Source organism: Duganella sp. Leaf61 (assembly GCF_001421905.1).
In the GTDB taxonomy this organism is placed as follows: Bacteria; Pseudomonadota; Gammaproteobacteria; order Burkholderiales; family Burkholderiaceae_D; genus Rugamonas; species Rugamonas zoogloeoides.
On sequence record NZ_LMLM01000033.1, the window covers coordinates 94,939 to 121,583 of the forward strand.

Sequence of the window (26,645 nt, forward strand, 5' to 3'; positions counted from 1 at the left end):
ATTTGATTTAGATAACTATAATTTTTTATTTGTAATTGTTTTGTGCGCGAAATAATACAGTTTTCTTTGCGGCAACTATTTAATTTTGCATGGTGTGCGGCGACTTTTTTAAACAATCCTTCGTCGTGCGCCGCAATCGCCTACAATCTCGGGATGACCGATATCACCCTCGCCCTGCCCTTCGCCTTGCCTCCGGCGGAAATGGCGCCGCACCTGCTGCGCGCCCTGCAAGCCCCGGCCCTGGCGGCCCTGCTCGGCCGCCACAGCCTGCAACAACTGCACAGTTTTACCCAGCACAGCCGCGTGTTGCCGCATGAAGCGTGGCTGGCCCGCACCCTCGACCTGGCGCCGGCGCCCATCACGTTCCAGACCGGCGCGCCGCTGGCCGGCGCCTGCATGCGCGGCTGCGACCTGTCGGCGCAAGCGGCCGCAGGCCACTGGCTGATCCTGCAACCGGCGCATATACAAGTGTCGAGCACCCATCCGTCGCTGGCCGACCCGCGCGCACTGCAACTCGACGAAGCCGACGCCCGCGCCCTGTATGATGCCGCCCGCCCGTATTTCGAGGAACTCGGCAAGCCGCTGCTGTTTGCCGCGCCGGGCCTGTGGTTCGTGCGCGCCGACGACTGGGACCAACTGGCCACCGCCTCGCCCGACTCGGTGGTGAACCAGAACCTCGGCGACTGGCTGCCCGAGGGCGACCGCGCGCGCGACTACCGGCGTCTGCAAAACGAAATCCAGATGTTGTGGCATCAGCACCCGGTCAACGCTGCGCGCGAGGCGCGCGGACTGCCGGCGGTGAACTCTTACTGGTGCTGGGGTGGGTCTTCGAACGCTGCGCCTGCATCGGCGCCCATGCTGGCGGTCAGCGGCGGGCCGTCGTGGCTGCAGGCACTGGCTGCGCCCGAACTGCGCCAGGCCAGCGTGGAACAACTGCTCACCCGCCCGGGCCACAGCGTGGCCGTGGTGGCCGACCTGGTCGCGCCGGGCCAGGCCAGCGAGTGGGCCGAATGGATCGCCGCCTTGCAGCATATCGACCAGCACTGGTGTGCGCCGCTGCTGGCGGCGCTGAAGGATGGCCGCGTGGGCCGCGCACACCTGATGCTCAGTCACCGCGAAAGCTGGCTGGAAGTGACCAGCACGAAAATGGCACAGCACAAATTCTGGCGCCAGCCGAACCTGAACTTATTGAAGCAAGCCTGACATGACCCGTATCGCCATTCGCCCCATTCCGTTCCGTGAATCAGAAGTGCTGCGCCAGGAAGGTATCCACCCGGTGCTGGCGCGCCTGTACGCGGCGCGCGGCCTGACCGACGCCAGGGACCTGTCGAGCGAGCTGGCGGCCATGATCCCGCCGTCGGGCCTAATGAATATCGGCGCTGCCGCCGTATTCCTGGCCGATTCGATTGCCGCCAACAAGCGCATGGTGATCGTGGCCGACTACGACTGCGACGGCGCCACCGCCTGCGCCGTGGCCCTGCGCGGCCTGCGCCAGATGGGCGCCGACATCGACTACATCGTGCCCAACCGCTTCGAGTACGGCTATGGTCTCACGCCCGAGATCGTGGCATTGACTGCACGTGAAAAGCAGCCCGACATCATCATCACGGTCGATAACGGCATCGCCAGCATCGACGGCGTGGCCGAAGCGAACCGCCGTGGCATCGAAGTGGTGGTAACCGACCACCACCTGCCGGCCGACACCCTGCCCGCCGCGCGCGTGATCGTCAACCCGAACCAGCCCGAGTGCGGTTTCCCCAGCAAGCACATTGCCGGCGTGGGCGTGGTGTTCTACGTGCTGCTGGCCCTGCGCGCCGAATTGCGCCAGCGCGGCGTGTTCGACACCAGGACCCAGCCGAAGCTGCAGGAACTGCTCGACCTGGTGGCGCTGGGCACGGTGGCCGACGTGGTGCGGCTCGACCCCAACAACCGCATCCTGGTCGCCCAAGGCCTCAAACGCATGCGCGCGGGCCAGATGCACGCGGGCGTCGCCGCGCTGTTCCGCGTCGCCGGGCGCAATCCGCGCACCGCGTCGCCATTCGACCTCGGTTTTGCGCTGGGCCCGCGCCTGAACGCGGCCGGCCGCCTGGAAGACATGTCGCTCGGGATCGAGTGCCTGGTCACCGACGACGAAGACCGCGCCTGGGTGCTGGCCCAGCAACTGAACGACATCAACTTGAAACGCCGCGAAATCGAGGCGGACATGCAGGACACGGCGCTGCTGCACCTGGACACCTTCGAGCCGGCCAACAGCAGCACCATCTGCGTGTTTGACGACAGCTGGCACCAGGGCGTGATCGGCATCGTCGCTTCGCGTTTGAAAGAAAAATTCTTCCGTCCGACGATTACCTTCGCGCCGGCCGGCGACGGCTGGATCAAGGGCTCCGGCCGGTCGATCCCCGGCTTCCACCTGCGCGACGCGCTCGACCTCGTGTATAAAAAGGCGCCGAGCCTGATCGACAAGTTCGGTGGCCACGCCATGGCCGCTGGCCTGACCCTGCGCGCCGACGCCTTCGAAGCGTTCTCGATCGCATTCGAGGAAGTGGGCCGCGCCTGGCTCACCGAGCAGCAACTGGAACGCGTGATCGAAACCGACGGCCCGCTCGAGGACGCCTACTACACCACCTCGTTCATCGACCTGATGGCGGGCCAGGTATGGGGCCAGGGCTTCGCGCCGCCGGTGTTCTGCGACGAATTCCGCGTGGTCAGCCAGCGCATCCTCAAGGAGCGCCATTTGAAACTGCTGCTGGAAAAGAACGGCGCCCGCTACGATGCGATCTGGTTCGGCCACATCGATTCTCTCGGCGACCGCGCCAGGGTAGCATTCCGGCTCGATGCCAACGAGTTTAACGGCGTGACCAAGGTGCAGTTGCTGGTGGAGCACGCCGAAGCGGCGTAAGATTGCATTTCATCCGAAAACGGAGTATAACCAATCCATTACCGGAGGATTTATGCTCAATTATGCCTACCCCCGCAGCCGCTTCGAGCCGACTGTACTGGTCGATCTGAACGCCAGGGCCGAGCGCGAGCGGTTGTCCACGTCCGCCCTCAAGGGCTTTTTCAAGCTGGCAGCCACCTGGAAGGTGCGCGACGAAGATGCGCGCCAACTGCTCGGCGGCCTGTCCAACAGCGCCTGGTACGACTGGAAAAAGAAGCCGGAACGCGTGCTGGAAGTCGATTGCATCACGCGCATCTCGTACCTGCTCGGCATCTACAAGGCGCTGCACATCCTGTACGGCGACAAGCTCGCCGACGAATGGGTCAACCTGCCCAACACCAACCAGATTTTCGAAGGCCGCACGCCGCTTGCCTACATGCTGGGCGGTGGCCTGCTGGCCATGCAAACCGTGCGCCAGCTGCTCGACGCCCGGCGCGGGGGACTGTAGTGGCGGTCAGCCTGGTTCCGCCACTGACCGCGCTGCGCCAGTTCGACACCTGCCGGCTGCTGCCGTCGCGCTTTGCCGACGTCGAGGATTCGGTGCTGGCGCCATTGGCCGAGGACGACGCGCACCTGCGCGACCTGTTCGATCTCGATAACGCCACCAATGCCCGCCTGCGCACGCAAAATGGCGGCGCGTCCGGTATCAGCGTCGACGAACTGGTATTCGGCGTGCCGAACTTCCGCATCATCAACGCTGCCTACACCTACGCCCATCCGCAGGGCAGCCGCTTCAACGACAGCCGCCGCGGCGCCTGGTATTGCGCGTTCGACGCCGACACCGCGCTGGCCGAAGTCATTTTCCACAAGACCGTGGAGTACGCCGAAATCAACCGCTTCGACGACAGCGTGCAATACCAGTGCATGCTGGCCGACTTCACTGCGGCATTCCACGACCTGCGCGGCCAGCCACGCTACGCCGCCTGCCTGGCGCCGGACAGCTATGTCGACTCGCAAACGCTGGCCGAACGGCTGCTCGACGGCGGCTCGCTCGGTGTGCTGTACCCGAGCGTGCGGCGCCCGGGCGGCACCAATCTCGCATGCTTCCGCCCTGCGCTGGTGGGCAATGTGCGCAAAGGCGCGGTCTATCGGTTAACATGGCGCGGCAATCCGCAACCTACAGTAGAAGTTATTTGATATGCAAACCAAACCAGAAAAAGATACCGAACTGCGCGACAAGATCAACCGCGAAACCGCGCGCCTGCCATGGACCGAACTGCTCAAGCACTTCGCCCAGGGCAACGTGGTGTGGGTGGCCGACTCGCTCGACCTGGTCGACGTGGCCGTGCGCATCTCGCACGACGACAAGGACAATATCTCCAGGTGGATGGAAGCCGGCCTGCTGGCCAAGGTCAGCGACCAGCAGGCGCAAGGCTGGCTGGAATCGAACGCCCAGCTGTGGGCGTCCGTGGTCAGCCCGTTCATCCTGGTACAGCAGCAAAAAGCCGTACCGGCGAACCTGCATTAAGAACCTGGCCCTGCCGGGACAGGTTCTAATTCCTGAAGCTGCCGCCGTCGAGCGTGAGCGAACCGCCGCAGCCCGGCGTGGTTGCCTCGCGGTTGCCGCTGGCAGTCCCCTGGTTACTCTCCCACACGGCCGACGCGCCAACCTTGACGAACTTGTACTGGATCGCCGTGGCCGGCGGCAGTTGCACCGTGCTCGACCACGGCACATTGGCGCCGCTGCCTTCGATCGTCATCTGGGTGCCGGCGCCCGGCGTCCAGTTGCCCAGTGCGGCCTGGTTGCCCACCACGTTCAGGTTCTGCCCGAACGCGGTGTTGGCGTTTGCCACGCGGAACGTCACCGGGACCGTGGTGCAGGTGCCACCACCGCCGCCACCGCCGCTGCCGGCGATTTTCTGGTTGACGTGCAGGGCCACTGCCGGCACGGTCGAACCGCCGTTACCCGGAATGCTCACGCTGATGACGCCATTGGATGCCACCGTGACGCTGCCGCCCGTGCACGCAGAAGCCGTGCCGTTCAACTGGCCCTGCACCACGTTGCAATAGGTGCCGGCTGGCAGCTGGGTTTGCAGCGAGACGTTCCACGGCGCGCTGTCGTTGTTGATCGCCACGTAGCCCTTGGCGCCGCGCGCAAACGCGACCTGGTTGGCGGTTCCAGTGGTGAAGTTATCGACGCCCTGCCCGCGCGTGACCGCGCGGAACGCCACCATGTTCGCGATATCGCTCCAGCGGTGAATGAAATCCCACTGCTGGTTGATGACGGGATTGCCGTTCGCATCGAACGGACTGGCCGACGGCGGCGCCTGGTCGTAGCTGGTAAAGCGGAAGCCCGAATGCAGTTGCGCCGCGCCATACGGCCACGCCAGCATGAAGATGTTGGCCAGGTCGTAGCGCTTGGTGCCTTGCGTGTCGTTGATGCTGCCCGCAACGTAGTTGCTGGCGACCAGCGAGCTGCCATTGCGCTCGGTATCCCAGTTGTTCACGAACACGGTCGCCTTCTCGCTCGGGATGAAGCCCCAGCTGCCACCCCAGTTGCCGGGCGTGCCCATGATGGTGCGCACCTGCGACAGGCTGGCGCCGTTCTCGTTGCGGAACATGGCTTTCAATGCGTACGAGTACTGGAATTCGTTGAGGGTGCCGGCCGCAAAATACGTCGAACGCACCACGTTGCTGTCCGGGATCACCTCCTGCGTCACCCACAGCGGCTCGCCCGACGTGGTGGTTGACGTGACGCCGCTCATGATGGCCTGGATGTCGGCCGGCTGCATGTGCTTGGCCGCGTCGAAGCGCAAGCCGTCCACGCCCAGCGCCACCAGCTTGTTCAGATAGGTTTTTACCTGGCCCTGCACGTAGCTGCCTTCGGTTTTCAGGTCGGGCAGGCCGCTCAGGCGGCACACCATCACGTTGTTGCGGTTGCCGGGATAGCCGTAATCGCCGCCGGCGATGTCGCACGCCGGGTGGAAATCGCTGGCACTGAAGAACGGGTACGTCAGCGAACTGGAATTCCAGGTCGAGCCGTCGGTGGCGGTACCGGCGCCGGCCGCCACGTGGTTGACCACCACGTCCACGTAAATGCGTACCTTGGCCGCATGACAGGTGTTGACCATGGACTTGAACTCGGCCTCGGTGCCCATGTTGCTCTTGAGGGAATTGAAATTGACCGGCTGGTACACGTCCCACCACGTGCCCAGGCTGGCGGCAGCGGTCGGCGGCGACACCTGCACGGCGCCGAAACCCTGCGGCCCGAGGAAATTCGTGCATTCTTTGGCGATGTCGTTCCACTTCCAGCGGAACATCTGTACCGATGTGTCGGCGGGATTGAGGGCGGCGTGCGCGGGCGCCATGGCAGCGCCGAGCAGGCCGGCAGCGCACAGGATGCGTGGGATGTTGCGTAGTCTCGTATGGGTCATCATCGTGTCCTTGTCGTTATGTTTTTGGGAATCATGTCTCCCGCACAAAATGTAGCAGAACTACATTCAATTTGTACACAATGCAGAAAATATTTTCCTCTTGAACTACATTTTTCAGTAACCTGACTACATATATATTTGTAGCAGCGATACGCATCACGATATCGCTGCGCTCAAAAATTTGATTAGACGCGCAGGCGAACCGGGCACAGCATGGGGTACTGCCGCAACGCCGGCATCGATAAAAAAACGGAGACATCATGACAACCCTGAAGCACCTAAAACAATGGGCGGCCGCCGGCTGCCTGGCCATCGCCTCGGCCGGCGCGGCTGCCGCCACCTGGACCTTGACCGGTGATATCGTCACCCACGACCCGCACCTGTACAAGGCTGCCAATACCTGGTGGATCGTGGAGACCAGCGATACCGGCGTCGGCGTCAAGTACTCGGCCAACGGCCGCGCCTGGACCCAGGGCGTGCCGATCTTCGGCAACGGCCTGTCGTGGTGGGGCCAGTACAACGGCAACAAGAAACAGGCGTGGGCGCCCGACCTGCACGAGTGGAACGGCAAGGCCATACTCTATTACGCAGTCTCGACGTTCGGCAGCCAGAAGTCGGCCATCGGGCTGGCGACGGCATCGAGCATCGCCCAGGGGAACTGGGTGGACCAGGGCGCCGTCATCACCTCCGCTCCTGGCGACAATTTCAATGCCATCGATCCCAACTTCTTTGTCGATAAAGCCGGTCAACCTTGGCTCAGTTACGGCTCGTTCCAGACCGGGATCTACATCACGCGCGTCGATGCCAATACCTTGAAACCGTTCGGCGCCAGGACCCGGCTGGCGACCGACTCGATCGGCATCGAAAACCCGTTCATCGTGGCCAACGGCTCGTATTACTACCTGTTCGTCTCCAAGGGCAAATGCTGCGACGGCGCCAACAGCACCTACCGTATCGCCTATGGCCGCTCGACCAGCGTGACCGGCCCCTACCTCGACAAGAACGGCGTGGACCTGCGCAACGGCGGCGGCACCGTGCTCGATGCAGGCGGCGGCCGCTTCATCGCGCCGGGCGCCGAGTCGATCAGCAATGGCGTGCTGGCGCGCCATGCGCTCGACAGCCAGAACAACTACACGCCAGTGCTGTTCATGAGCGATCTGTTCTTCACCAACGGCTGGCCTACCTACTGATGCAGGCAGCGCCTGTGGCGGCAGCAGCGACGCTGGCGCTCGCCGCGACGGTGCTGGCGGCGGCAATGGCGCCGGGCATGGTCGCGCCGGGATTGCCATTGCCGACAACGGCTGTACGGCCTGCCGATCACGCGATGGCAACCGGCGCCGCCGGCACGCCAGGCGGCCCGATGCCAGCGCCGACCGGCGCGGCTGGCGATTCGCCGCCGGCAGACCAGTCTGCGAACACGGCCACTGCGCACGCGGGGCTTGCCCTGCTGCCTGCGGTTCCGCCTGACCTGGCGCTGACCGACGACCAGCGACTGGTTGCCGACCACGCGCTGCGGGTGGTGATGGAGCGGTATTTAAACGACCGGCGCAATCCGCAGCGCCTGCAACAACTGGACGACCACCTGCAGCGCAGGCTGCCCGCCCGCGCTGCAGCCGAGGCGCAAGCGCTGGCCGCACGGTACGACCGCTATCTGGCCACTCACGCCACGCTGTTGGCAGCACAAAATTTTGGCGACGATCCCGACCTGCACAGGCTGGCGCGCTGGCAGGCGCAGCGCCGGCAGCTGCGCGAGCGCTTGCTGGGCGCGGAGGTCGCGGATCAGTGGTTCGGCACGGAAGACGCCTACCTGGAACAGGCGCTGGCCGAAGCCCGCGAGCCAGCCCCTAAGTGGGCCCGTGCGTCGGCCCGTGCGGCGACCGAAGAGGAGCGGCTGCACGCGCAGCACATGCGCGAAGTGATCGACGCGGCAATCGGCCGTGCGCCACGCTGAACTGCGAACAAAAAAAAGGCCGCATCGCTGCGGCCCGTCATTGGTGCTACCGTGAAGATCAATTCGACAGGATCAGCGTCGCGATCACGCCGGTGGCGATCCCCACCAGCACGTAGTCAGCGCCGGTCTGCACCCAGTGGTAGCCGCGCGGTGGCGCGCTCAGGCGATGGGTGCGCCAGTTATCGACCACGTACTGCTTGCTGCGGTACTGCGGCGGCAGGCGATGGCCCTTGTACAGGTCGTGGCGCGGACCGGCGCCCCGGTTGGCACCGCGATTGTCATGGCGATAATCGTAGCGGTCGTTGCGGCGATCGCCATCGAAGTCGCGACGGTCGTCGTGCTTGTCCTTGTACTTGTTGTTGCCCCTGTTGTCGTGTTTATCGTGCTTGTCGGGTTTGCCGCGATGGTCGTCGTTGCCGCGACCTTGCGCCATGGCGCTGCCCATCGTGCCCACGAATGCTGCCAATACTGCGCCGAGGATAATTTTCTTGTTCATATTCGCTCCTTCAGTTAAGCCCAAGGATTGCTCTGGGATCAGTGAAATATACTCTCGGTAAACATTTGATTCCGTTCGGTAGCGTACATAAGGGTTTTACTTAGGCGGCTCAGGTCGGCGTATCGACCTCGTCCCATTCGCGGTCCTCGAAGCGCACCAGCCAGTTCAGCGCGTGGTGGCGCTCCTGCAGGACGCTGTCGTTCAGGCCCGCAGGCACCGCAGTTTTCTTGAGCAGCGCCTGGCGCGAAGCCCAGTGCAGGCGGTAGTGCAAATCCAGCGCGTCGAGCACCTCGGTGGCGCCGCGTACGACCGGCTGCTTGCGCAAGCCTTCGGTGCCGCGTTCGATGACGGTGCTGGAAATGGCCGCCACATCGCAGATCGCGTCGGGGAACGGCAGCGCATCCTGCAAACCGAGCGCCCATTGCAGCACCAGGATCGCCTCGTAGCGCCACAGGAACTGGGTGATTTCCTGCGCGGTGGGCGCATCCTTGGCCAGGAAATCGCGTTCCAGTTCGGTGAGACCGGCAAACGCCGGCGGAAAGCGCTGCTGCAGGTCGGCCACTGCAATCGGGCGCTCGCCCGTCAACGACTCGGCGCGGATCGCCACGACGAACAGCGCCAGCATGCGGCGCAATACGTCTTCCGGCGTGCGCAGGCGCAACTCGGGCTCCGAGACCACGGGCGGCAGGTCGGCCGGCACCGTCACCTGGCGCTGGGCCAGGACCGCATCGGTGCGGGCCTTGCGGTCCCACGCCGCTGGCGGGTATGGCAGCGCCGCTTGCGAATCGCCATCGGCGGCAGCGGGTTTGAGCAGCGCGCGGCCCTGCGGATCGAGCACGCTGCCGTCGGCCATGAACAGGATGGCGTTGGCGTCCCGGGCCCACGCCAGCATGGCCGGCATGTCCGCCGGCGCCAGCGCCAGGCTGGCATGCTGCTGCACGCGCTGGATGTGGCGGATCACGTGGTAGCGGGTGCGCGTCATCTTGCCCTGGCCGGCATCCGCGACATGGTGCATGAAGCCGTTGAGGTGCTTGGCCAGTTCGGGATCGGCCAGGCCGCGCAGGCCGCCCGTCACGTGCGGGAAGTCGCGCGGCGGCAGGTGAGCCACGGTGGCGTAGGCGTTGACCAGGATTTCGTCGCCTTGCGGGGCCGGCGGCGTGGGGTTGAGCAGTTGCTTGAGTCGTTTGAACATAGTGGTGATTGGCAGTTATCGCATGGTTATCTCATGTCCAGCGCACGCGCCCGGCGCGGCGGCGGAAACGCGCGGTCCAGGGCGGCCAGGTCGTCGCTGGTGAGCCGGATGTCGGCGGCGGCGCGGTTGGCGCGCAAGTGTACAGGATCGACCGCCTTGGGGATAGCGATCACGCCGTCCTGGTGCAGCACCCAGGCCAGTGCGATCTGCGCGGGCGTGGCGTCATGCGCATCGGCCACCGTGCGCAGGGCCGGGTGGCCCAGCAAGGCGGCCTGTTCGCGCCCGCTGCTCTCGAGCGGCGAATACGCCATCACCGGCATGCCGCGCGCGCGGCACCACGGCAGCAAGTCGAACTCGATGCCGCGCTTGAGCAGGTTGTACAGCACCTGGTCGGTGGCGGGGGCGCCATAACCGATGGCCTCCTCCATGCTGGGCAAATCGAGATTGCTGACGCCATAGTCCCTGATCTTGCCGGCCTGCCTGAGCGCCTCGAATCCGTCGAAGGTTTCTGCCAGCGGATGGTGGCCCTGCCAGTGCAGCAGGTACAGGTCGATGGACTCGATGCGCAGGCGCCGCAAGCTGCGCTCGCAGGCCGCGCGCACGCCGTCGAAACTGGCGTTGTGCGGATACACCTTGCTGACCAGGAAAGCGTCCGAGCGCCGCCCGGCCAGCGCCGCGCCGACCACTTCCTCGGCGCCGCCCTCGCCGTACATCTCGGCGGTATCGATCAGGGTCATGCCCAGGTCGAGGCCCAGCTGCAAGGCCCGCACCTCGGCGGCCTTGCGCGAGGCATCCTCGCCCATATTCCACGTTCCCTGCCCCAGCACCGGCACGCTGACGCCGGACCCAAATGTGACTGTTTTCATTGCCGTACTCCGGTGACCATCAAAGACCGGCTAGTGTACCGAAAACGTCGCAAATGCGGCTGACGTCAGGCGCTGGCGCTCTCTCGGGCGGAGAACAGCAGCGCCATGGCGGTGACGTCGCGGCCCACGCCGCGGTAGCCGATGAAGCGGCTCGCTTCGTCGAAGACCGGTTCGCCGCTCACTTGCAGGTACTGGACCGCGCCGCTGTCGGCGGTGCGGCTGTAGATAAAGTCGAGGAACGGCTTGCGGTCGGCGATGTTCGCTTCCAGTTCCGCGCGCTCGGCCACGTCCCAGCCGCCGGTGGCGGCGCCGGACAGCCCTACCATGTCGGCCACCGGGCCGTGGCAGTTCACCAGCTGACCGTCGGCGTCCTGTTCCCAGTACCAGTCGGTGGACAGTTCGGCAAAGCGCTGGAAGCGTGCTTCGCTTTCGCGCAGCTGCGCCGTGCGCTCGAGTACCGTGAATTCGAGCTGCTGGTTGTAGCGGCGCAGCTTGCGGTGCAGCAGGCGCACTTCCAGCATGTTCTGGATCCGCGTTTCCACTTCCAGCAGGTCGAACGGCTTGCCGATAAAGTCCTTGGCGCCCGCCTGCAGCGCGCGCAGCTTGTGGGTCGGCTGGGCCGTGACCACCAGCACCGGCACATAGCCGTCCGGTTCGATATCGTGCAGCGCCTGCAATACCGCAAAGCCGTCCATGCCTGGCATTTGCAGGTCGAGCAGGATCAGGTCGTAATGGTTTGCGAGATGCAGGCCGGCGACCTGGAACGGGTCCATGGTGCTGTGCACATTGGTATAGCCGGCGTTGGCCAGCATCTGCTCGAGCAGCATGACGTTGGCTTCCTGGTCGTCCACGATCAGGATCTGGGCGGCGTGGATGTCGGATGGTTCTATCATGATGCGGTTTCCTCGGTAGATGTTTGCGGGCTGCCATGGACGGCGGCAAAGGCCAGCGCTTCGTCGAGTGCGCACATGAACTGCGTGACGTTGATCGGCTTGGTCAGATACTGGAAAAATCCCGCCTCCACGCCTTTTTCCACGTCGCGCGCCATGGCGTTGGCCGACAGCGCCAGCACCGGGATATGCGCGGTGGCGGCATCATCGTGCAGGATCTTCAGGCAGCCGAAGCCGCTGATGCCGGGCAGGTTGATGTCCATCAGGATCACGTCCGGCTGGTAGGTGCGCGCCAGTTCGATGCCGGCATAGCCGTCGATGGCCGTCAGCAGTTTGAGGTCGCTGCGGCGCAGTACCAGCTGCTCCACCAGGCTCAGATTGGCCGGATTGTCTTCGATGTACAGCAGGGTTTTCAACGGTGCGCCGGCGCCCACGGCCGCTGCCGGCGCCAAGTCGGACGCGGGAATTTCCAGCACCGGTTCACTGCTGGCGGCCAGCTCGATCCAGAACGTGGTACCAACGCCCACTTCGCTGAACACGCCGATGGCGCCGCCCATCAACTCGGTCAGCTGCCTGGTGACCACCAGGCCGATGCCGGTGCCCTCTTCCGCGCCCTCTTCCTGGCCCAGGCGGTTGAACGGCTGGAACAGCTGCTCGACCTGCTCGGCATTGAGCCCCGCGCCAGTGTCGGTCACGCTCACGCGCACGCGGGCGCCTTCGGCCCGGGCGCATTCGACGATCACCATGCCGCCCCGGCGGTTGTACTTGATGGCGTTGGACAGCAGGTTGATCATCACCTGCTTGACCCGGGTGCGGTCGGCGTGGACATAGTACGGCTCGCTCATGGCGGCAAAGAACAGCCGGATGCCGCGCTTTTCGGCCTGCGGCGTGATCAGCGTCTGGCAGTCCTTGAGCACCTCCGCCAACCCCATCGACTCCTGCGACATGGTCACCTTGCCCGACTCGATCATGGCGAGATCGAGGATCTCGTTGATCAGTTGCAGCAAATACCAGCCCCCCTTGAGAATCTGGTCAAGCGAGCGCTGTTGCGACGTGGTCGGCGGCGGCTTGTCCGACGCCAGCAACTGGGCAAAACCAAGCACCGCATTGAGCGGCGTGCGCAGCTCGTGGCTCATGGCCGATAAAAACTCGGACTTGGCCAGGTTGGCCTTTTCGGCCAGCGCCCGCGCCGCTTCCAGCTCCACGTTGGTGTCCTGCAGCGCCAGTTGCTGCTCGCGCAGGCGCTGGTCCAGCAAGGCCTGTTCGCGTTCGGCCTGTTTGCGGGCCGTGTTATCGGTTCCCATCAACAGGTAGCCGATGATGTTCTGGCCGGCGTCGCGCAGCGCGCTCACCGACATGCTCACCGGCAGCCGGCTGCCATCCTTGCGGATGAAGGTCATGTCGTAGCTGTCCTCGATGCCGCGCGAGGCCTTGAACACCAGCGCCTCGAACCCGGGCTGGATTTGTACACCGGCCTCCAGGCTCAGGGCGGCCGCCCGTTCGACGTCTTCCTGCGGATCGGCCAGGCCGGCGGGCGTGACGTGGTTCAGCACTTCGGCCGCGCTGTAGCCCAGCATGCGCTCTGCGCCGACATTGAAAATCTGGATCACGCCGTTGACATCGGTGGCGATACTGCAAAAGTTGGCGCTGTTATGGATGGCCGTTTGCAGTGCATCGGCTTCGAGCAGCAGCTTGGCGACAGAAAGGCCGGCGTTCATTTGACCTCCTGGCGCTGGCGCACGTCCGACATCAACCGGGCGAATTCTTTTTTGACCACCTCGTAGCACTCGCACACATCGCCCTCCAGGCCATGGCGATCGAGCACCGAGATATGGCCGCGCCGGTTGCTGATATAACCCATGGCCTGCAGCCGGCCGGCTGCCACCGTCACGCCTTCGCGGCGCACGCCCAGCATGTTGGCGATCAGTTCCTGGGTCATGGTGAGTTCACTGGTGGGCAATCGGTCGAGGGTGAGCAGCAGCCAGCGGCACAACTGCTGGTCCACCGTGTGGTGGCGGTTGCAGATCGCGGTTTGCGACATTTGCGTGAGCAGCGCCTGGGTGTAGCGCAGCAGCAGGCGCATCACCGGCCCGGCGCGGTTGAACTCGTCGAGCAGCAGGTGGGACTTGAGGCGGTAGCCATGGCCGGCGGTCTGCACCACGGCGCGGCTGGGCGTCGTGTTCCCGCCCATGAACAGCGAGATGCCCAGCATGCCCTCGTTGCCGACGCCGGCGATCTCGGACGAGCTGCCGTTTTCCAGCACGTAATGCAGCGAGACGATGGCCGACGTGGGAAAATACACGTGGTTGATGGCGGCGCCGGACTCGTAGAGCACATCGCCCAGGCGCATCATGATCGGATCGAGGTGCGGCGACAGCCGGTCGAACTCGGCGTCGAGCAGCGCCGCCAACAGGTGGTTTTGATTGGGATTGTTAAGACGCATGAAGACGGTCCTGGGTTCCAGTCGTCAACTAGGCGGGCTACTGGGACGGTGAACGAGGACCGTTGCGCACAGTAACACACAATGCCCTGCGCCATGCGTCGCGCACGGTTATCGCCTTCTATTGCGCCAGATCGACCGCGTACAGTGCAAAGCCCTTGCCGCTGCCGTCGTCGGATTGCAGCTCGGTCACGCCCGTCAAACCCGCCTCGCCGGCCAGCGCGATCATGCCCGGCGCCGCGTGGAATACCACGGGGCCGGCCACCTGTACGGGCGCAAAGCGCCAGCTGCGGGTGGCACCGTTGGCAGCGCGGGTAAGGTTCCTGGTCTTCCGGATGAACGCGATCAGCACGTCGCGGCTGCTGTCCGGCGCGGCCACCACGGTCTGGCTGCCGTCCAGCCCGGGGAAATTGCCGCCGCCGCTGGCGCGGTAGTTATTGGTGGCGACCAGGAACTGCTGGCCGGGCGTGACCGGCGCGCCCTGCCAGTTCAATGCCACGATGCGCTGGCCGACCGGCCGCGTCACGTCGATCTGGTAGCTGATGTCGGTCGTGGTGGGCATGTCGAAGTTATAACCGGCCGAACCGGTGTTGATCAGTTCCTGCGGCGCCGTGGCGGCCGGATCGATGCGGTTGAAGCGCTCGGCCGATTTTTCCAGCCACGCCTTCAGGCCCGCGCCATCGACCTTGACCGCATGCAGCTCGTTCGGGTACAGGTACAAGTCGGCGGCGTTGTTGAGCGCCAGCGCACCTGGCTTGACATCGGTGTAGTCGCCCACGCCGGCAGCTCCGGTCTTGAAAGGCGACGCCATCGACAGCACCGGCAGCGCCGCGTACTGCGGCAAATTGGCCTGCACGTAGTTGTGCACGTAATCGGTCTGGGCCTGGTTCACCAGCTGCACCGCGCTGACATCGCCCACATCGGCAAAGTACGACGACATGCGGAAGTCGCTGTTGCCCACCGGGGTTTGCACGTAACGGATGGTGGCCTCGTGTTCGGCCGCTACCAGTTGCGCCACGGCCGGATCGGCGTCCACGTAAGTACCGTCGGCGTTGCGGGTGCTGCGCGCTTCCACCGTGGTGCGGGTTTTATCGATATTCCAGCGCTGCCCGTCGTAGGTCATGTGCAGCGCGATCACGCCCAGGTGCTTGCCCCACAGGCTGGCCATCACGGTCGGCACGCCGTGCACGGTGCCCCTGGCCTTGTCCACGCCCGGCAGGTTAAATTGCGCGACCGTGCTGGTGGCCAGCGGGAACGGCAGGTGCGAGTGGCCGATCAGCAGGGCGTCCACGCCCGGCACTTGCGCCAGGTAGTAATTGGCGTTTTCCATGGCCGGCGTGTACGGCGCGCCATCGATGCCGCCGTGCGACAGCGCCACGATCAGGTCGGCGCCCTGGGCGCGCATGATCGGAATGAATTTTTGCGCGGTCTCCCGCACGCCTTCGGCAGTCACCTTGCCATCGAGCCAGCGCTTGTCCCATGCCAGGATCTCGGGCGGAGCGAAACCGATGATGCCCACCTTGATGGTGGCGTTGACCGGCTTGCCATCGGGGCCGGTAGCGGCAATTTGCCGGGTAAGAATGCTGTACGGCGCGAACAGCGGCTTGCCCGAGCGGGTGCTGACCACGTTGGCCAGCACGATCGGGAATTTCGGCCCCGCGCAGCGCGGCGCATCGGCTGGCACGCCGTCCACATCGAAGGCGCTGCCGGTGACCTGGTTCAGGTACGGCAGGCCGTAGTTGAATTCATGGTTGCCGATGCCGGCGCCATCGACGCCCAGCAAGTCCATCGCCTTGTAGATGGCCGGCAACTGGCCGCACTGCACCGGCGCCACCTTGGCTTGATAATCCGATAACGCCGTGCCTTGCAAAGCGTCGCCGTTATCGAGCAGCAGGTTGTTCGGGTACTGGGCACGCGCCTGGCGGATCAGCGTGGCTGTGCGTTCCAGCCCGAGCGCCGGCTCGGGTTTGAGCTTGTAGTAGTCGTACCCGAGGACATTGGCATGCAGGTCGGTAGTCTCCAGCAGGGCCATGGTCGCTTGGGCGCCGGCCGGCGTGGCAGCCGGGTTGGCAGCGACGGCCAGGTTGCCTGCCCCGGCCAGCAGGATGGTGGATAACAGTCGGAGACGGGGGAAAGGCGGCAGCAGCGGCATAAGTCATCAGATCAGGGAAGATCGCAGCATAATACGCAGCGATCCAGCGCGAATCAAGACATATGCAACGGGACGCAAACTTAATCTTTAAGCCATCTTGCGGATTTTTGCATGAATCTGCCGCCATTGGTCCCTGTCGGTAAAGGCGCGGTTCCGGTATCATGCGGGGTATGAACAATATCCCATTCCAACCGTTTATTATTGGTGTCGCAGGCGGTAGCGGCAGTGGCAAGTCCACGGTGTCCCAGCAAGTGCTTTCCGCCTTCGGTTCCGACATGGTCTCGGTGGTGATGCAGGACGATTACTACTGCGACCAGTCGCACCTTGCGCCCGAACTGCGCCCCGACCAGAATTACGACCATCCCAACGCTTTCGAGTGGCCGCTGCTGGTGCAGCACGTCCAGGCCCTGCGTCGCGGCGAGTCGATCGAGATGCCCGAGTACGACTTCACCCTGCACAACCGCTCCACGCGCACCATCCCCGTCAAGCCGGCGCCAGTGATCGTGATCGAGGGCCTGTTCGCCCTGTACGACGCCGACCTGCGCGACATGATGTCGCTGAAAATCTACGTCGATACCGCGTCCGACGTGCGCTTCATCCGCCGCATGCAGCGCGACATCACGGAGCGGGGCCGCTCGGTGGACAGCGTGGTGGGCCAGTACATGGACACCGTGCGCCCGATGCACAAGCAGTTCATCGAACCGACCAAGCGCAACGCCGACGTGATTTTCCCGCACGGCGCCAACGGCCCGGCGATCGACGTGATCACTGCCAAGGTGGCAAGCGTGATCAAGCAGTTGAAGCGCGGGTGATCCGGCCGATTGGCGTGAGGGAGAAGATGGTTGGGCTTTCATAGCGTATAATCTAGGGTTTGATTTCGCCCTTAGAGAAGAAGAAAACATGGAAGCCGAACGCATCAACTCCCTCTCCGCCCTGCTCACCGACCTGACGTCGCGTGAAGCCGAACTTCGGAGGTATCTTTGACTTCGATAAAAAGTCAGAGAAGCTCGAGCAAGTAAACGAAGAAATGGAAGACCCGACGATCTGGAACGACCCTAAAAAGGCGCAGGATCTCGGCAAGGAAAAAAAATCGCTGGAGGCCATCGTGTTCGCGCTGACCAAGGCCGACACCGACCTCAAGGACATGGCCGACCTGTTCGCCATGGCCAGGGAAGAAGGCGACGACGACACGCTGGAAGCACTGATCGTCGATGCCGAAGCCGTGCGCGTGGTCATCGAGGGCATGGAATTCCGCCGGATGTTCAACAATCCGATGGACCCGAACAACTGCTTCATCGACATCCAGGCCGGCGCCGGCGGTACCGAAGCCCAGGACTGGGCCTCGATGCTGCTGCGCCAGTACGTGCGCTATTGCGACCGCAAGGGCTTCAAGGTCGAAGTCATGGAGCAGTCCGACGGCGAGGTGGCCGGCATCAAGACCGCCACCATCAAGGTCGAAGGCGAATACGCCTACGGCTTCCTGCGCACCGAGACCGGCGTGCACCGCCTGGTGCGCAAGTCGCCGTTCGACTCGGCCAACGGCCGCCACACGTCGTTTACGTCGCTGTTCGTGTACCCGGAAGTCGATGACTCGATCGATATCGAGATCAACCCGGCCGACCTGCGCATCGATACCTATCGTGCGTCCGGCGCCGGTGGCCAGCACATTAATAAAACCGATTCGGCGGTTCGTCTTACCCACGCGCCTTCCGGCATCGTGGTGCAGTGCCAGAACGACCGTTCGCAGCACCGCAACAAGGCCGAGGCGATGGAAATGCTCAAGGCCAAGCTGTACGAAATGGAACTGCGCAAGCGCATGAGCGAGCAGCAGAAACTGGAAGACTCCAAGACCGACGTGGGCTGGGGCCATCAAATCCGTTCGTATGTGCTGGACCAGTCGCGCATCAAGGATTTGCGCACCAACTTCGAAACCGGTAACACCAAGGCAGTACTGGACGGTGAAATCGACGACTTCATCTCGGCCTCTTTGAAACAAGGCGTTTAACTATGGCAGACCCGATGACGACATCGCAGCGCGCGTTCATCTTCGACATGGACGGCACCATCGTGGACAACATGGCCTACCACACCGAATCGTGGCTGGCGTTCTTCGGCAAGCGTGGTCACACGCTCGACCCGGACGCGTTTTTCCGCGACACGGCCGGCCGCCAGGGCCATGAAATCATGCGCACCTACCTGGGCAGCCACCTCACCAACGAAGAAACCGCTGCGCTCGACGTGGAAAAAGAGTCGCTGTACCGCGAACTGTATGCGCCGCACCTGGCCGTCACGGGCGGCTTCGAGCAGTTCATCGCCCGCGCCAAAGCCGCTGGCGTGAAGCTGGCCGTGGCCACGGCCGCGCCGCCGGCCAATATCGACTTCACGCTTGACGGCCTGGATCTGCGCAAGCAGTTCGACGCCATCGCCGGCGCCGCCGACGTCAAGCGCGGCAAACCGAACCCGGACGTGTTCCTGCTGGCCGCCGAGCGTGCCGGCAGCCTGCCCGCCAACAGCATCGTGTTCGAGGACGCGCCGCTGGGCGTGGAAGCGGCGCGCCGCGCCGGCATGCGCGCGGTGGTGCTCACCACCACCCTGCCGGCCGAAGCGTTCGTCCAGTTCGACAACGTGATCGCGATTGCCCGCGACTTCAGCGAGCTCGATGTGGACGCGCTGTTTGCGACCGAGCCCTATACGCTGGCCGACGCCACCAATTAATAATCTTCACCCCACCAAAGAAACAGACCATGACTACGGATCTTCAAGACCAAGCAGCAGCGCCCGACGAAAACAAGATCATCGCCGAGCGCCGCGCCAAGCTGGCAGCCCTGCGCCAGCAAGGCGTCGCCTTCCCCAACGACTTCAAACCGCAACACAAGGCTGCCGACCTGCACGCCGAATTCGGTGCGAAGACGCGCGAGGAACTCGAAGCCGCTCCGGTCACCGTGGTGCTGGCCGGCCGCATGATGCTCAAGCGCGAAGCCGGTAAAAAAGCCGCTTTCGCCACCCTGCAGGATTCGTCCGGCAAGAATGCCGACGGCCGCATCCAGATCTACGCCACGCTCGACCTGACCGGCGAAGCCGCCATGGCCGCGCTGCACCACTACGACCTTGGCGACATCCTGGGCGTGACCGGCACCCTGTTCAAGACCAAGACCGACGAGCTGACCATCAAGGTCACCGAACTGCGCCTGATCACCAAGTCGCTGCGTCCGCTGCCGGACAAATTCCACGGCCTGGCCGACCAGGAAACCAAGTACCGCCAGCGCTACGTGGACCTGATCATGAACGAAGAGACGCGCCGCACCTTCAAGGCGCGTACCGCCGCCATCTCGTCGATGCGCCGTTTCATGGAAAAGAACGAATTCATGGAAGTGGAAACGCCGATGCTGCACACCATTCCAGGTGGCGCATCCGCCAAGCCTTTCACCACGCACCACAACGCGCTCGACATGCAGATGTTCCTGCGTATCGCGCCCGAGCTGTACCTGAAACGTCTGGTGGTGGGCGGCTTCGACCGCGTGTTCGAGATCAACCGCAACTTCCGCAACGAAGGCGTGTCGATCCGTCACAACCCTGAATTCACGATGATGGAATTCTACGCGGCCTACACCGACTACCAGTGGCTGATGGACTTCACCGAAGCGATCATCCGCCAGGCCGCCATCGATGCCCACGGCACCGCCACGCTCACCTACGGCGGCCGCGAGCTGGACCTGGCCAAGCCGTTCCACCGCCTGACCATCGTCGAAGCGATCAACAAGTACGCACCGGGCTACACCGCCGAGCAGCTGAACGACGCTGAATTCATCAAGACCGAACTGCTGAAGTTTGGCGTGAAACCGTTCGCCACCGCCGGCCTGGGTGCGCTGCAACTGGCGCTGTTCGAAGAAACCGCCGAAGCGCAGCTATGGGAGCCGACGTACATCATCGACTACCCGGTGGAAGTGTCGCCGCTGGCCCGCGCGTCGGACACCCGCGAAGGCATTACCGAGCGTTTCGAGCTGTTCATGGTCGGCCGCGAGATCGCCAACGGCTTCTCGGAGCTCAACGATGCCGAAGACCAGTCGGCACGCTTCCTGGCGCAGGTAGCGGCCAAGGACGCCGGCGACGAAGAGGCGATGTACTACGACGCCGACTACATCCGCGCACTGGAATACGGCATGCCGCCAGCCGGCGGTTGCGGCATCGGCATCGACCGCCTGATGATGATCATCACCGACTCGCCGAACATCCGCGACGTGCTGCTGTTCCCGCACCTGCGCCGCGAAGAGTAAGCGCGGAGAGTAACCGCCGGTAGCACGCTGCTCAAAACCGCTCCCCGGAGCGGTTTTTTTATGCCCGGATTTTTGCCGCGTTGTGTGCGCTGGAGCTGCTTCGCCCCTGCAAGCGCCCTTCCCGCCGACAGCGCGCTGCCTACAATGAAACGATCACCGTTCATTGAGCCAGGAGCACGCACATGCACATTACGCTACACGATCAAACCGCCATCGTCACCGGCGCCAACTCCGGCCTCGGGCGCGGCATCGCGCTGGCCTTTGCCAAGGCAGGCGCCAACGTGGTCGTCAACTACCACTCGCACCAGGACCAGGCCGACGAAGTGGTGGCAGCGATTACCGCCGAAGGCGGCAAGGCGTTTGCCTTCCAGGCCGACGTCGGCGAAGAAGACGATGTGCAGGCGCTGTTCGCCGCCGCCGTCGAGCGCTTCGGCACCATCGACATTGTGGTGGCCAACTCGGGCCGCCAGGACGATGCCCCGAGCGCCGACATGACGCTCAAGCAATGGGAAGGCGTACTGAAAACCAACCTGACCGGCCAGTTCCTGTGCATGCGCGAAGCGGTGCGCACGTTCCGCCGGCAGGGCCAGCGCAAGGCCTCGCGCGCACTGGGCAAGATCATCTGCATGAGTTCCGTCCACCAGCGCATACCATGGGCCGGCCATGTCAACTACGCGGCGTCCAAGGGCGGCGTCCACCTGTTGATGGAAACCATGGCGCAGGAAATGGCGCCCGAGCGCATCCGCATCAACGCCATTGCCCCCGGCGCCATCAAGACCCCGATCAACGCCGAAGTGACCGCCGACGGCGGCACCGACGACCTGCTCAAGCTGATTCCGTACGGCCGCGTGGGCCAGCCCGACGACGTCGCCAACGCTGCGCTGTTTTTAGCTTCCGACCTGGCCGACTACGTGGTGGGCAGCACCTTGTTTGTCGATGGCGGCATGGCGCTTTACCCGGGCTTCGAGGACAACGGCTGATGGCTGCCGCCAAGCCGAACAGAGCGCGGCTCAAGCCCGGCACACCAGAACCCGATACCGTGAGCGATCGGCGCAAGGAACGCGATATCGCCGATCACGGCGTGATCGGCAACCTGGCCACCATCGCCCTGGTAGCTTGCGACGGCGCCATCGACTACCTGTGCTGGCCCAGCCTGGACAGCCCCAGCATCTTTGCCGGCATCCTCGATGCGGACAACGGCGGCGTATTCGAACTGGCGACCGATATCGACGCGCCGCGCGTGGTGCAGATGTACATCCCCGACACCAATGTGCTGCTCACGCGCTGGATGGGCAGCGACGCTTCGGCCGAACTGACCGACCTGATGATCGACACGTCGGAAACGGACGAAGCGCCCACCCGGCTGGTGCGCCGCATGGTCGTCACACGCGGCACGGTGACCATCCACGTGCGCTGCGCGCCGCGCTACGATTATGCGCGGGCTGTGCCATCCGTGAAAATCAAGGATGGCACAGCCCTGTTCACGGCCAAGGACTGCCCGCCACTGCGCCTGTCCGGCGCCGATTTTACGAAGGGCGACGGCGAAGTCCACGCCAGCATCAAGCTCAGGGCGGGCCAGTGCCTGACCCTGATGCTCGACGAACCGGACGAACCGCTAATCGACGCTGACGAAATCGGCCAGCTGATCGAGGCGACCATCAATCGCTGGCGCGCCTGGTCGGCGCGCTCGACCTACAAGGGCCGCTGGCGCGATGCAGTCGGCCGGTCGGCGCTGGTTCTGAAACTGCTGACGTCGCGCCGGCACGGATCGATCGCGGCGGCCGGCACGTTTTCGCTGCCGGAAGCGGCCGGCGGCGTGCGCAACTGGGACTACCGCGCCGCGTGGATCCGCGATTCGTCGTTCTCGATCTATGCGCTGATGCGCCTCGGCTACCACACGGAAGCCAAGGATTTCTACCGCTGGCTCGGCGACCGTGCCATGCACTCGTCCAAAGGCGGCCAGTTGAAGGTGATGTATGCGCTCGATGGTGGCAAGGTGCCGGCCGAGACGTCGCTCGACCACCTGGCCGGCTACGGTGGCGCTGTGCCGGTGCGCATAGGTAACGATGCCGTCGGCCAGCTTCAACTCGACATTTACGGCGAGTTGATGGACTCGATCTACCTCAGTAACAAGTACGGCGAGGCGATCTCGCACGACCGCTGGCTCGGCGTGTGCCGCGTGATCGACTACGTGGCGCGGCACTGGCAGGAACCGGATGCGGGCATCTGGGAGATCCGGGGGCCGGCGCGCCACCACCTGCATTCGCGCCTGATGTGCTGGGTGGCGATGGACCGCGCGATCCGGCTGGCCAGCAAACGTTCGCTGGCGGCGCCTTTCACCCGCTGGATCAAGGTGCGCAACGCCATCCACGACGACATCTGGAAGAATTTCTGGGATGAAGAACTGGGGCACTTCGTGGAGGAGCGCGGCCGCAAGGACCTCGATGCGTCGATGCTGTTGATGCCGCTGGTGCGCTTCGTGGGCGCCACCGATCCGCGCTGGCTGGCCACGCTCGACGCCATCGGCAAGCACCTCACCGACGACGGCATGGTCTACCGCTACAAGCGCGACGACGGCCTGCCAGGCAAGGAAGGCGCGTTCTCGGCCTGTTCGTTCTGGTACGTGGAATGCCTGGCGCGCGCCGGCCGCATGGACGAGGCGCGGCACATCTTCGAAAAGCTGCTGCGGTATGCCAACCATTTGCAGCTGTATGCGGAGGAATTCGACGAGCGGGCGCGCCTGGTGGGGAACTTCCCGCAGGGGTTCACCCACCTGGCGCTGGTAAGTGCGGCCTTCTATATTGATCGGGAGATGGAAGGACGCGGACCGCGCGACTGGCCCGCCTGAGCGCCTGAAAAACCTCCATAGCTGCGTTGAACCGCCTCGCCGTACTAGCGTACTGTCTTCGTCGGTGCGCCTTGCTCTGAAGGTTTTGTCAGGCGCTCTATTATTACTGGATCACCCGATAGCAAGGTTCATAGGCCTTGCCCGGCAATTTCATCCGGCTCTGCTCCACGAAGGACGTGAGCAGCGCGTCCATCGGGCCCATGATCGCCTTGTCGCCGTGGATTTCGAAGTGGCCGTGCTGCTCGATGGCGCGGATGCCTTCGTTCTTGACGTTACCGGCCACCACACCCGAAAACGCCCGGCGCAAATTTGCTGCCAGCAGGTGCACTTCCTGGTCCTTGTGCAGGCTGAGGTTGCGCATGTTTTCATGCGTCGGTGCGAACGGCTTCTGGAATTCGCGGTCGATCTTCAGGCCCCAGTTGAAGTAATAGGCGTCGCTGCGGGTCTTGCGGTACTCGCGCACTGCCTTGATCCCGGCCTGCATTTCGCGCGCCACGGCTTCCGGGTCGTCGATGATGATCTTGTAGCGTTCCTGCGCGTCCGGGCCCAGCGTGGCGTGGATGAAGTTATTGATCTGCACAAAATACTCGCGCGAGGTTTCCGGGCCGGTGAAAATCAAGGGGAATGGCAGCTCGGCGTTGTCCGGGTGGAGCAGGATGCCGAGGATGTACAGGATCTCTTCGGCGGTACCGGCGCCGCCCGGGAACACCACGATGCCATGGCCGGCGCGCACGAATGCTTCGAGGCGCTTTTCGATGTCGGGCATGATCACCAGCTGGTTGACGATCGGGTTCGGCGATTCGGCGGCGATGATGCCCGGCTCGGTGATGCCCAGGTAGCGGCCATTGGTCAGGCGCTGCTTGGCATGGCCGATGGTGGCGCCCTTCATCGGGCCCTTCATGGCGCCGGGACCGCAGCCGGTGCAGATATCGAGTTCGCGCAGGCCCATTTGATAACCGACTTCCTTCGAGTAGTTGTACTCGGCGCGGTTGATCGAGTGGCCGCCCCAGCACACCACCAGGTTCGGGTTGAGCATGGGTTTCAACACGCCGGCGTTGCGCAGGATGTGGAATACGGCATCCGTGACATCCTCGGTACGGGCCATGTCGAACTTGTCGGAGTTGGTCACCTCGTTACTGACAAAGACGATATCGCGCAGTACCGCGAACAGCTGCTCGTGGATGCCCTTGATCATTTTGCCGTCCACGAAAGCGGAAGCCGGTGCGCCCTTGATATCGAGCTTGATGCCGCGCTCGCGCTGCACGATGCTGATCGAGAACGACTCGAAGCGCTCGAGCAGTTCCTTGCCGTCGTCGATGGTGCTGCCGCAATTGAGCACGGCCAGCGCGCAATTGCGAAATACGTTATACAGGCCGCCCTGGCTGGTATCGAGCAGTTTGTTTACTTCGGCCTTGGACAGCACTTCGAGCTGGCCTTCCGGCGAAATCAGGGTATCGATAACGTCATGTTCCATGTTGCGTAAATCCTTATATTCAGGTGCGCAGATTCGGTGTCTCGCAGGGTTGCCTGCCCTGCCAATATACGACAAGTCGGCGCGATGCGTGCGGAGTTTGGTGCGGCGCAGCGCGCAAAAAGTACTTTCTAAACCATTTGTAGATTAAAATGGCGCCCGATTTGGCTCCTCACGAGGGAGCCCGAGACCTTTTTAAACAGATCATCGAAGAGGAGACCCCGCATGAGCGGTGCCACCATCAATAAATCGGAAGCAGCCATCCCCGAGTTCAAGCAGATCATGGGCCATCCCGCCCCGCTGTGGATGTTGTTCATGACCGAATTCTGGGAACGCTTCGCGTTCTACGGCATTCGCTGGGCCCTGGTGCTTTACGTCGTCGCCCAGTTCTACAACGGCGACCCTTCCGGTGAATCCGCCGCCAACCTGGTCTATGGTTCGTATCTCGCGCTCGTTTATGCTGCCGCGCTGTTCGGCGGCTACGTGGCCGACCGCGTGCTCGGCTACCAGCGCTCGATCCTCGTCGGCGCCGCCTTCATGGCGGCAGGCCTGTTCATGATCGCCGTGCCGAACGAGGAAGTGTTCAAGTTCGGCCTGGCCACCATCATCGTCGGTAACGGCATGTTCAAGCCGAACATCTCGACCATGGTCGGCAAGCTCTATACCACCGCCGATCCGCGCCGTGACTCGGGCTTCACCATCTTCTACATGGGTATTAACGCCGGCGCCATGGTCGCGCCGGTGCTCACCGAGTGGCTCGCCGCCAAGGTGTTCGGCACCGACGGCATGCCTGCCTACAAGGTGGTGTTCATGTCGGCCGGCGTGGGCATGCTGATCTCGCTGGTGTGGTTCTTCATTGGCCGCGCCCGCCTGCTGGGCATTGGCGCTCCTGACGCCCAGCACGCCGATCCGAAACGTTTGCTGTACGTGATTGTCGGTTCGCTGTGCGTGATCCCGGTCGTGTACTTCCTGCTGGCCGCCGGCGCCGCCAACCTGCAGATCGTGCTGACCATCTTGTTCATCATCCTGTCGGTGATGGTGCTTGTGGAAGGCTTCAAGAACGGCAAGGTCGCGCGCGACAAGGCGCTGGCGATGCTGATCATCTTCTTCTTCAACATCATGTTCTGGATGTTCTTCGAGCAGGCAGGCAGCTCGTTCACCTTCCTGGCCGATAAGATCGTCGACCGCGACATGTTCAACTGGACCTTCCCGGTCGCCTGGTTCCAGACCGTGAACTCGCTGGCCATCATCACGTTCGCACCGCTGATCGCGTTCATCTGGGTCAAGCTCGGTCGCGCCAATCCGTCGATTCCGCGCAAATTCGGCCTGGGCCTGCTGTTCAACGGCCTGGCTTTCGGCCTGCTGATGTATGCGCTGTCGATGCTGGTCAATATCGACAACAAGATTCCGTTCTGGACCCTGTTCATGGTCTACGTGCTGCAATCGATCGGTGAACTGTGCCTGTCGCCGATCGGCCTGTCGATGGTGACCAAGCTGGCGCCTACCCGCCTGGTGGGCCTGGGCATGGGCGGCTGGTTCCTGTCCACCGGTATCGGCAACAACCTGTCGGGTATCTTCGCCTCGCACGTGAGCGGCTCCGAAGGCATGTCGATCACGTCGGCACTGTCGGGTTACACCGTGGGCTTCTACTCGCTGATGGCCGGTGGCGTGCTGCTGTTTTTGGTCGCGCCGCTGATCCAGAAGCTGATGCACGGCGTGAAGTAAACACTGCACGCTCTGACGAAAACGGCGC

The 26,645-nt window shown here is 63.8% G+C and carries 23 protein-coding genes; 14 read left to right on the forward strand and 9 right to left on the reverse strand.

The features are described 5' to 3' along the window. Positions 1–153 precede the first annotated feature (153 nt). Genes ASF04_RS25580 through ASF04_RS25600 form a run of 5 tightly spaced genes read left to right on the forward strand, consistent with a single transcriptional unit; the run spans position 154 to position 4,406 of the window. Positions 154–1,203, forward strand: coding sequence for a hypothetical protein (locus ASF04_RS25580; protein ID WP_056148234.1), 1,050 nt, complete (start codon positions 154–156; stop codon positions 1,201–1,203). A 1-nt stretch (position 1,204) separates the two neighbouring features. Beyond that, a complete protein-coding gene (recJ, locus tag ASF04_RS25585; protein ID WP_056148238.1) occupies positions 1,205–2,899 on the forward strand; it encodes a single-stranded-DNA-specific exonuclease RecJ in 1,695 nt (564 codons plus the stop codon). 52 nt (positions 2,900–2,951) lie between these two features. Then, positions 2,952–3,386, forward strand: coding sequence for an antitoxin Xre/MbcA/ParS toxin-binding domain-containing protein (locus tag ASF04_RS25590; RefSeq protein ID WP_056148239.1), 435 nt, complete (start codon positions 2,952–2,954; stop codon positions 3,384–3,386). Continuing rightward, positions 3,386–4,075 carry an RES family NAD+ phosphorylase gene (locus ASF04_RS25595; RefSeq protein WP_056148241.1) on the forward strand — a complete coding sequence of 230 codons (690 nt, stop codon included), beginning with the start codon at positions 3,386–3,388 and terminating at the stop codon, positions 4,073–4,075. Before ASF04_RS25590 ends, ASF04_RS25595 begins: the two co-directional genes overlap by 1 nt. A gap of 1 nt (position 4,076) precedes the next feature. Further along, positions 4,077–4,406, forward strand: a complete 330-nt coding sequence (locus tag ASF04_RS25600) for a DUF2288 domain-containing protein (RefSeq protein ID WP_056148244.1) — start codon at positions 4,077–4,079, stop codon at positions 4,404–4,406. A 25-nt stretch (positions 4,407–4,431) separates the two neighbouring features. Here ASF04_RS25600 and ASF04_RS25605 read toward each other — a convergent pair whose 3' ends face one another. Further along, entirely contained in the window at positions 4,432–6,312 is a 1,881-nt protein-coding gene (locus tag ASF04_RS25605; RefSeq protein WP_229205204.1) for a carbohydrate-binding module family 20 domain-containing protein, read from the reverse strand. Positions 6,313–6,572: 260 nt separating this feature from the next. Between ASF04_RS25605 and ASF04_RS25610 the strand changes: the two genes are divergently transcribed. Together ASF04_RS25610 and ASF04_RS25615 are read left to right on the forward strand one after the other, a co-directional pair. Then, complete coding sequence (locus ASF04_RS25610) at positions 6,573–7,502, forward strand: glycoside hydrolase family 43 protein (RefSeq protein WP_056148247.1); 930 nt, start codon at positions 6,573–6,575, stop codon at positions 7,500–7,502. After that, entirely contained in the window at positions 7,502–8,263 is a 762-nt protein-coding gene (locus tag ASF04_RS25615; protein ID WP_156368774.1) for a lipase secretion chaperone, read from the forward strand. The genes ASF04_RS25610 and ASF04_RS25615 overlap by 1 nt, the downstream gene beginning before the upstream one ends. Before the next feature lie 58 nt (positions 8,264–8,321). Here the strand turns inward: ASF04_RS25615 and ASF04_RS25620 are convergent, their stop codons facing one another. The 7 genes from ASF04_RS25620 to ASF04_RS25650 all read right to left on the reverse strand — a co-directional run bounded on the left by ASF04_RS25620 (position 8,322) and on the right by ASF04_RS25650 (position 16,299). After that, on the reverse strand, positions 8,322–8,759 hold the full coding sequence (locus ASF04_RS25620) for an RcnB family protein (RefSeq protein ID WP_056148249.1): 438 nt from the start codon (positions 8,757–8,759) through the stop codon (positions 8,322–8,324). Between the two features lie 109 nt (positions 8,760–8,868). After that, complete coding sequence (locus ASF04_RS25625) at positions 8,869–9,951, reverse strand: DUF4272 domain-containing protein (RefSeq protein ID WP_056148250.1); 1,083 nt, start codon at positions 9,949–9,951, stop codon at positions 8,869–8,871. Positions 9,952–9,977: 26 nt separating this feature from the next. Further along, complete coding sequence (locus tag ASF04_RS25630; protein WP_056148251.1) at positions 9,978–10,817, reverse strand: aldo/keto reductase; 840 nt, start codon at positions 10,815–10,817, stop codon at positions 9,978–9,980. A 65-nt stretch (positions 10,818–10,882) separates the two neighbouring features. Further along, entirely contained in the window at positions 10,883–11,710 is an 828-nt protein-coding gene (locus tag ASF04_RS25635) for a response regulator (RefSeq protein WP_056148252.1), read from the reverse strand. Further along, positions 11,707–13,425, reverse strand: a complete 1,719-nt coding sequence (locus ASF04_RS25640; protein ID WP_056148254.1) for an ATP-binding protein — start codon at positions 13,423–13,425, stop codon at positions 11,707–11,709. The genes ASF04_RS25635 and ASF04_RS25640 overlap by 4 nt, the downstream gene beginning before the upstream one ends. Continuing rightward, positions 13,422–14,150, reverse strand: a complete 729-nt coding sequence (locus ASF04_RS25645) for a Crp/Fnr family transcriptional regulator (RefSeq protein WP_056148257.1) — start codon at positions 14,148–14,150, stop codon at positions 13,422–13,424. Before ASF04_RS25645 ends, ASF04_RS25640 begins: the two co-directional genes overlap by 4 nt. Before the next feature lie 118 nt (positions 14,151–14,268). Continuing rightward, positions 14,269–16,299: a bifunctional 2',3'-cyclic-nucleotide 2'-phosphodiesterase/3'-nucleotidase gene (locus tag ASF04_RS25650; protein WP_056148260.1), complete on the reverse strand. Its 2,031-nt coding sequence runs from the start codon at positions 16,297–16,299 to the stop codon at positions 14,269–14,271. A gap of 170 nt (positions 16,300–16,469) precedes the next feature. On the opposite strand from ASF04_RS25650, the gene udk reads away from it, so the two are divergent. The 6 genes from udk to ASF04_RS25680 all read left to right on the forward strand — a co-directional run bounded on the left by udk (position 16,470) and on the right by ASF04_RS25680 (position 23,421). Next, complete coding sequence (udk, locus tag ASF04_RS25655) at positions 16,470–17,111, forward strand: uridine kinase (RefSeq protein ID WP_056148263.1); 642 nt, start codon at positions 16,470–16,472, stop codon at positions 17,109–17,111. Between the two features lie 88 nt (positions 17,112–17,199). Continuing rightward, positions 17,200–18,304 (forward strand): peptide chain release factor 2 gene (gene prfB, locus ASF04_RS25660; RefSeq protein ID WP_152882120.1). Its coding sequence is split into 2 segments (ribosomal slippage): positions 17,200–17,280 and positions 17,282–18,304, totalling 1,104 coding nucleotides; the frame shifts between segments, so codons are not numbered across the junction. A 14-nt stretch (positions 18,305–18,318) separates the two neighbouring features. After that, a complete protein-coding gene (locus ASF04_RS25665) occupies positions 18,319–19,014 on the forward strand; it encodes an HAD family phosphatase (protein ID WP_056148644.1) in 696 nt (231 codons plus the stop codon). A gap of 29 nt (positions 19,015–19,043) precedes the next feature. Next, complete coding sequence (gene lysS, locus ASF04_RS25670) at positions 19,044–20,573, forward strand: lysine--tRNA ligase (protein ID WP_056148265.1); 1,530 nt, start codon at positions 19,044–19,046, stop codon at positions 20,571–20,573. Between the two features lie 182 nt (positions 20,574–20,755). Then, a complete protein-coding gene (locus tag ASF04_RS25675) occupies positions 20,756–21,553 on the forward strand; it encodes an SDR family oxidoreductase (protein WP_056148274.1) in 798 nt (265 codons plus the stop codon). After that, positions 21,553–23,421 (forward strand): glycoside hydrolase family 15 protein, encoded by a 1,869-nt coding sequence (locus ASF04_RS25680; RefSeq protein ID WP_229205205.1) that lies wholly within the window; start codon positions 21,553–21,555, stop codon positions 23,419–23,421. The genes ASF04_RS25675 and ASF04_RS25680 overlap by 1 nt, the downstream gene beginning before the upstream one ends. Positions 23,422–23,524: 103 nt before the next feature. On the opposite strand, the gene ppnN is transcribed toward ASF04_RS25680, so the two are convergent. Beyond that, positions 23,525–24,895 (reverse strand): nucleotide 5'-monophosphate nucleosidase PpnN, encoded by a 1,371-nt coding sequence (gene ppnN, locus ASF04_RS25685; protein WP_056148276.1) that lies wholly within the window; start codon positions 24,893–24,895, stop codon positions 23,525–23,527. Between the two features lie 222 nt (positions 24,896–25,117). On the opposite strand from ppnN, the gene ASF04_RS25690 reads away from it, so the two are divergent. Further along, entirely contained in the window at positions 25,118–26,617 is a 1,500-nt protein-coding gene (locus ASF04_RS25690; RefSeq protein WP_056148279.1) for a peptide MFS transporter, read from the forward strand. The last annotated feature ends 28 nt before the right edge of the window (positions 26,618–26,645 follow it).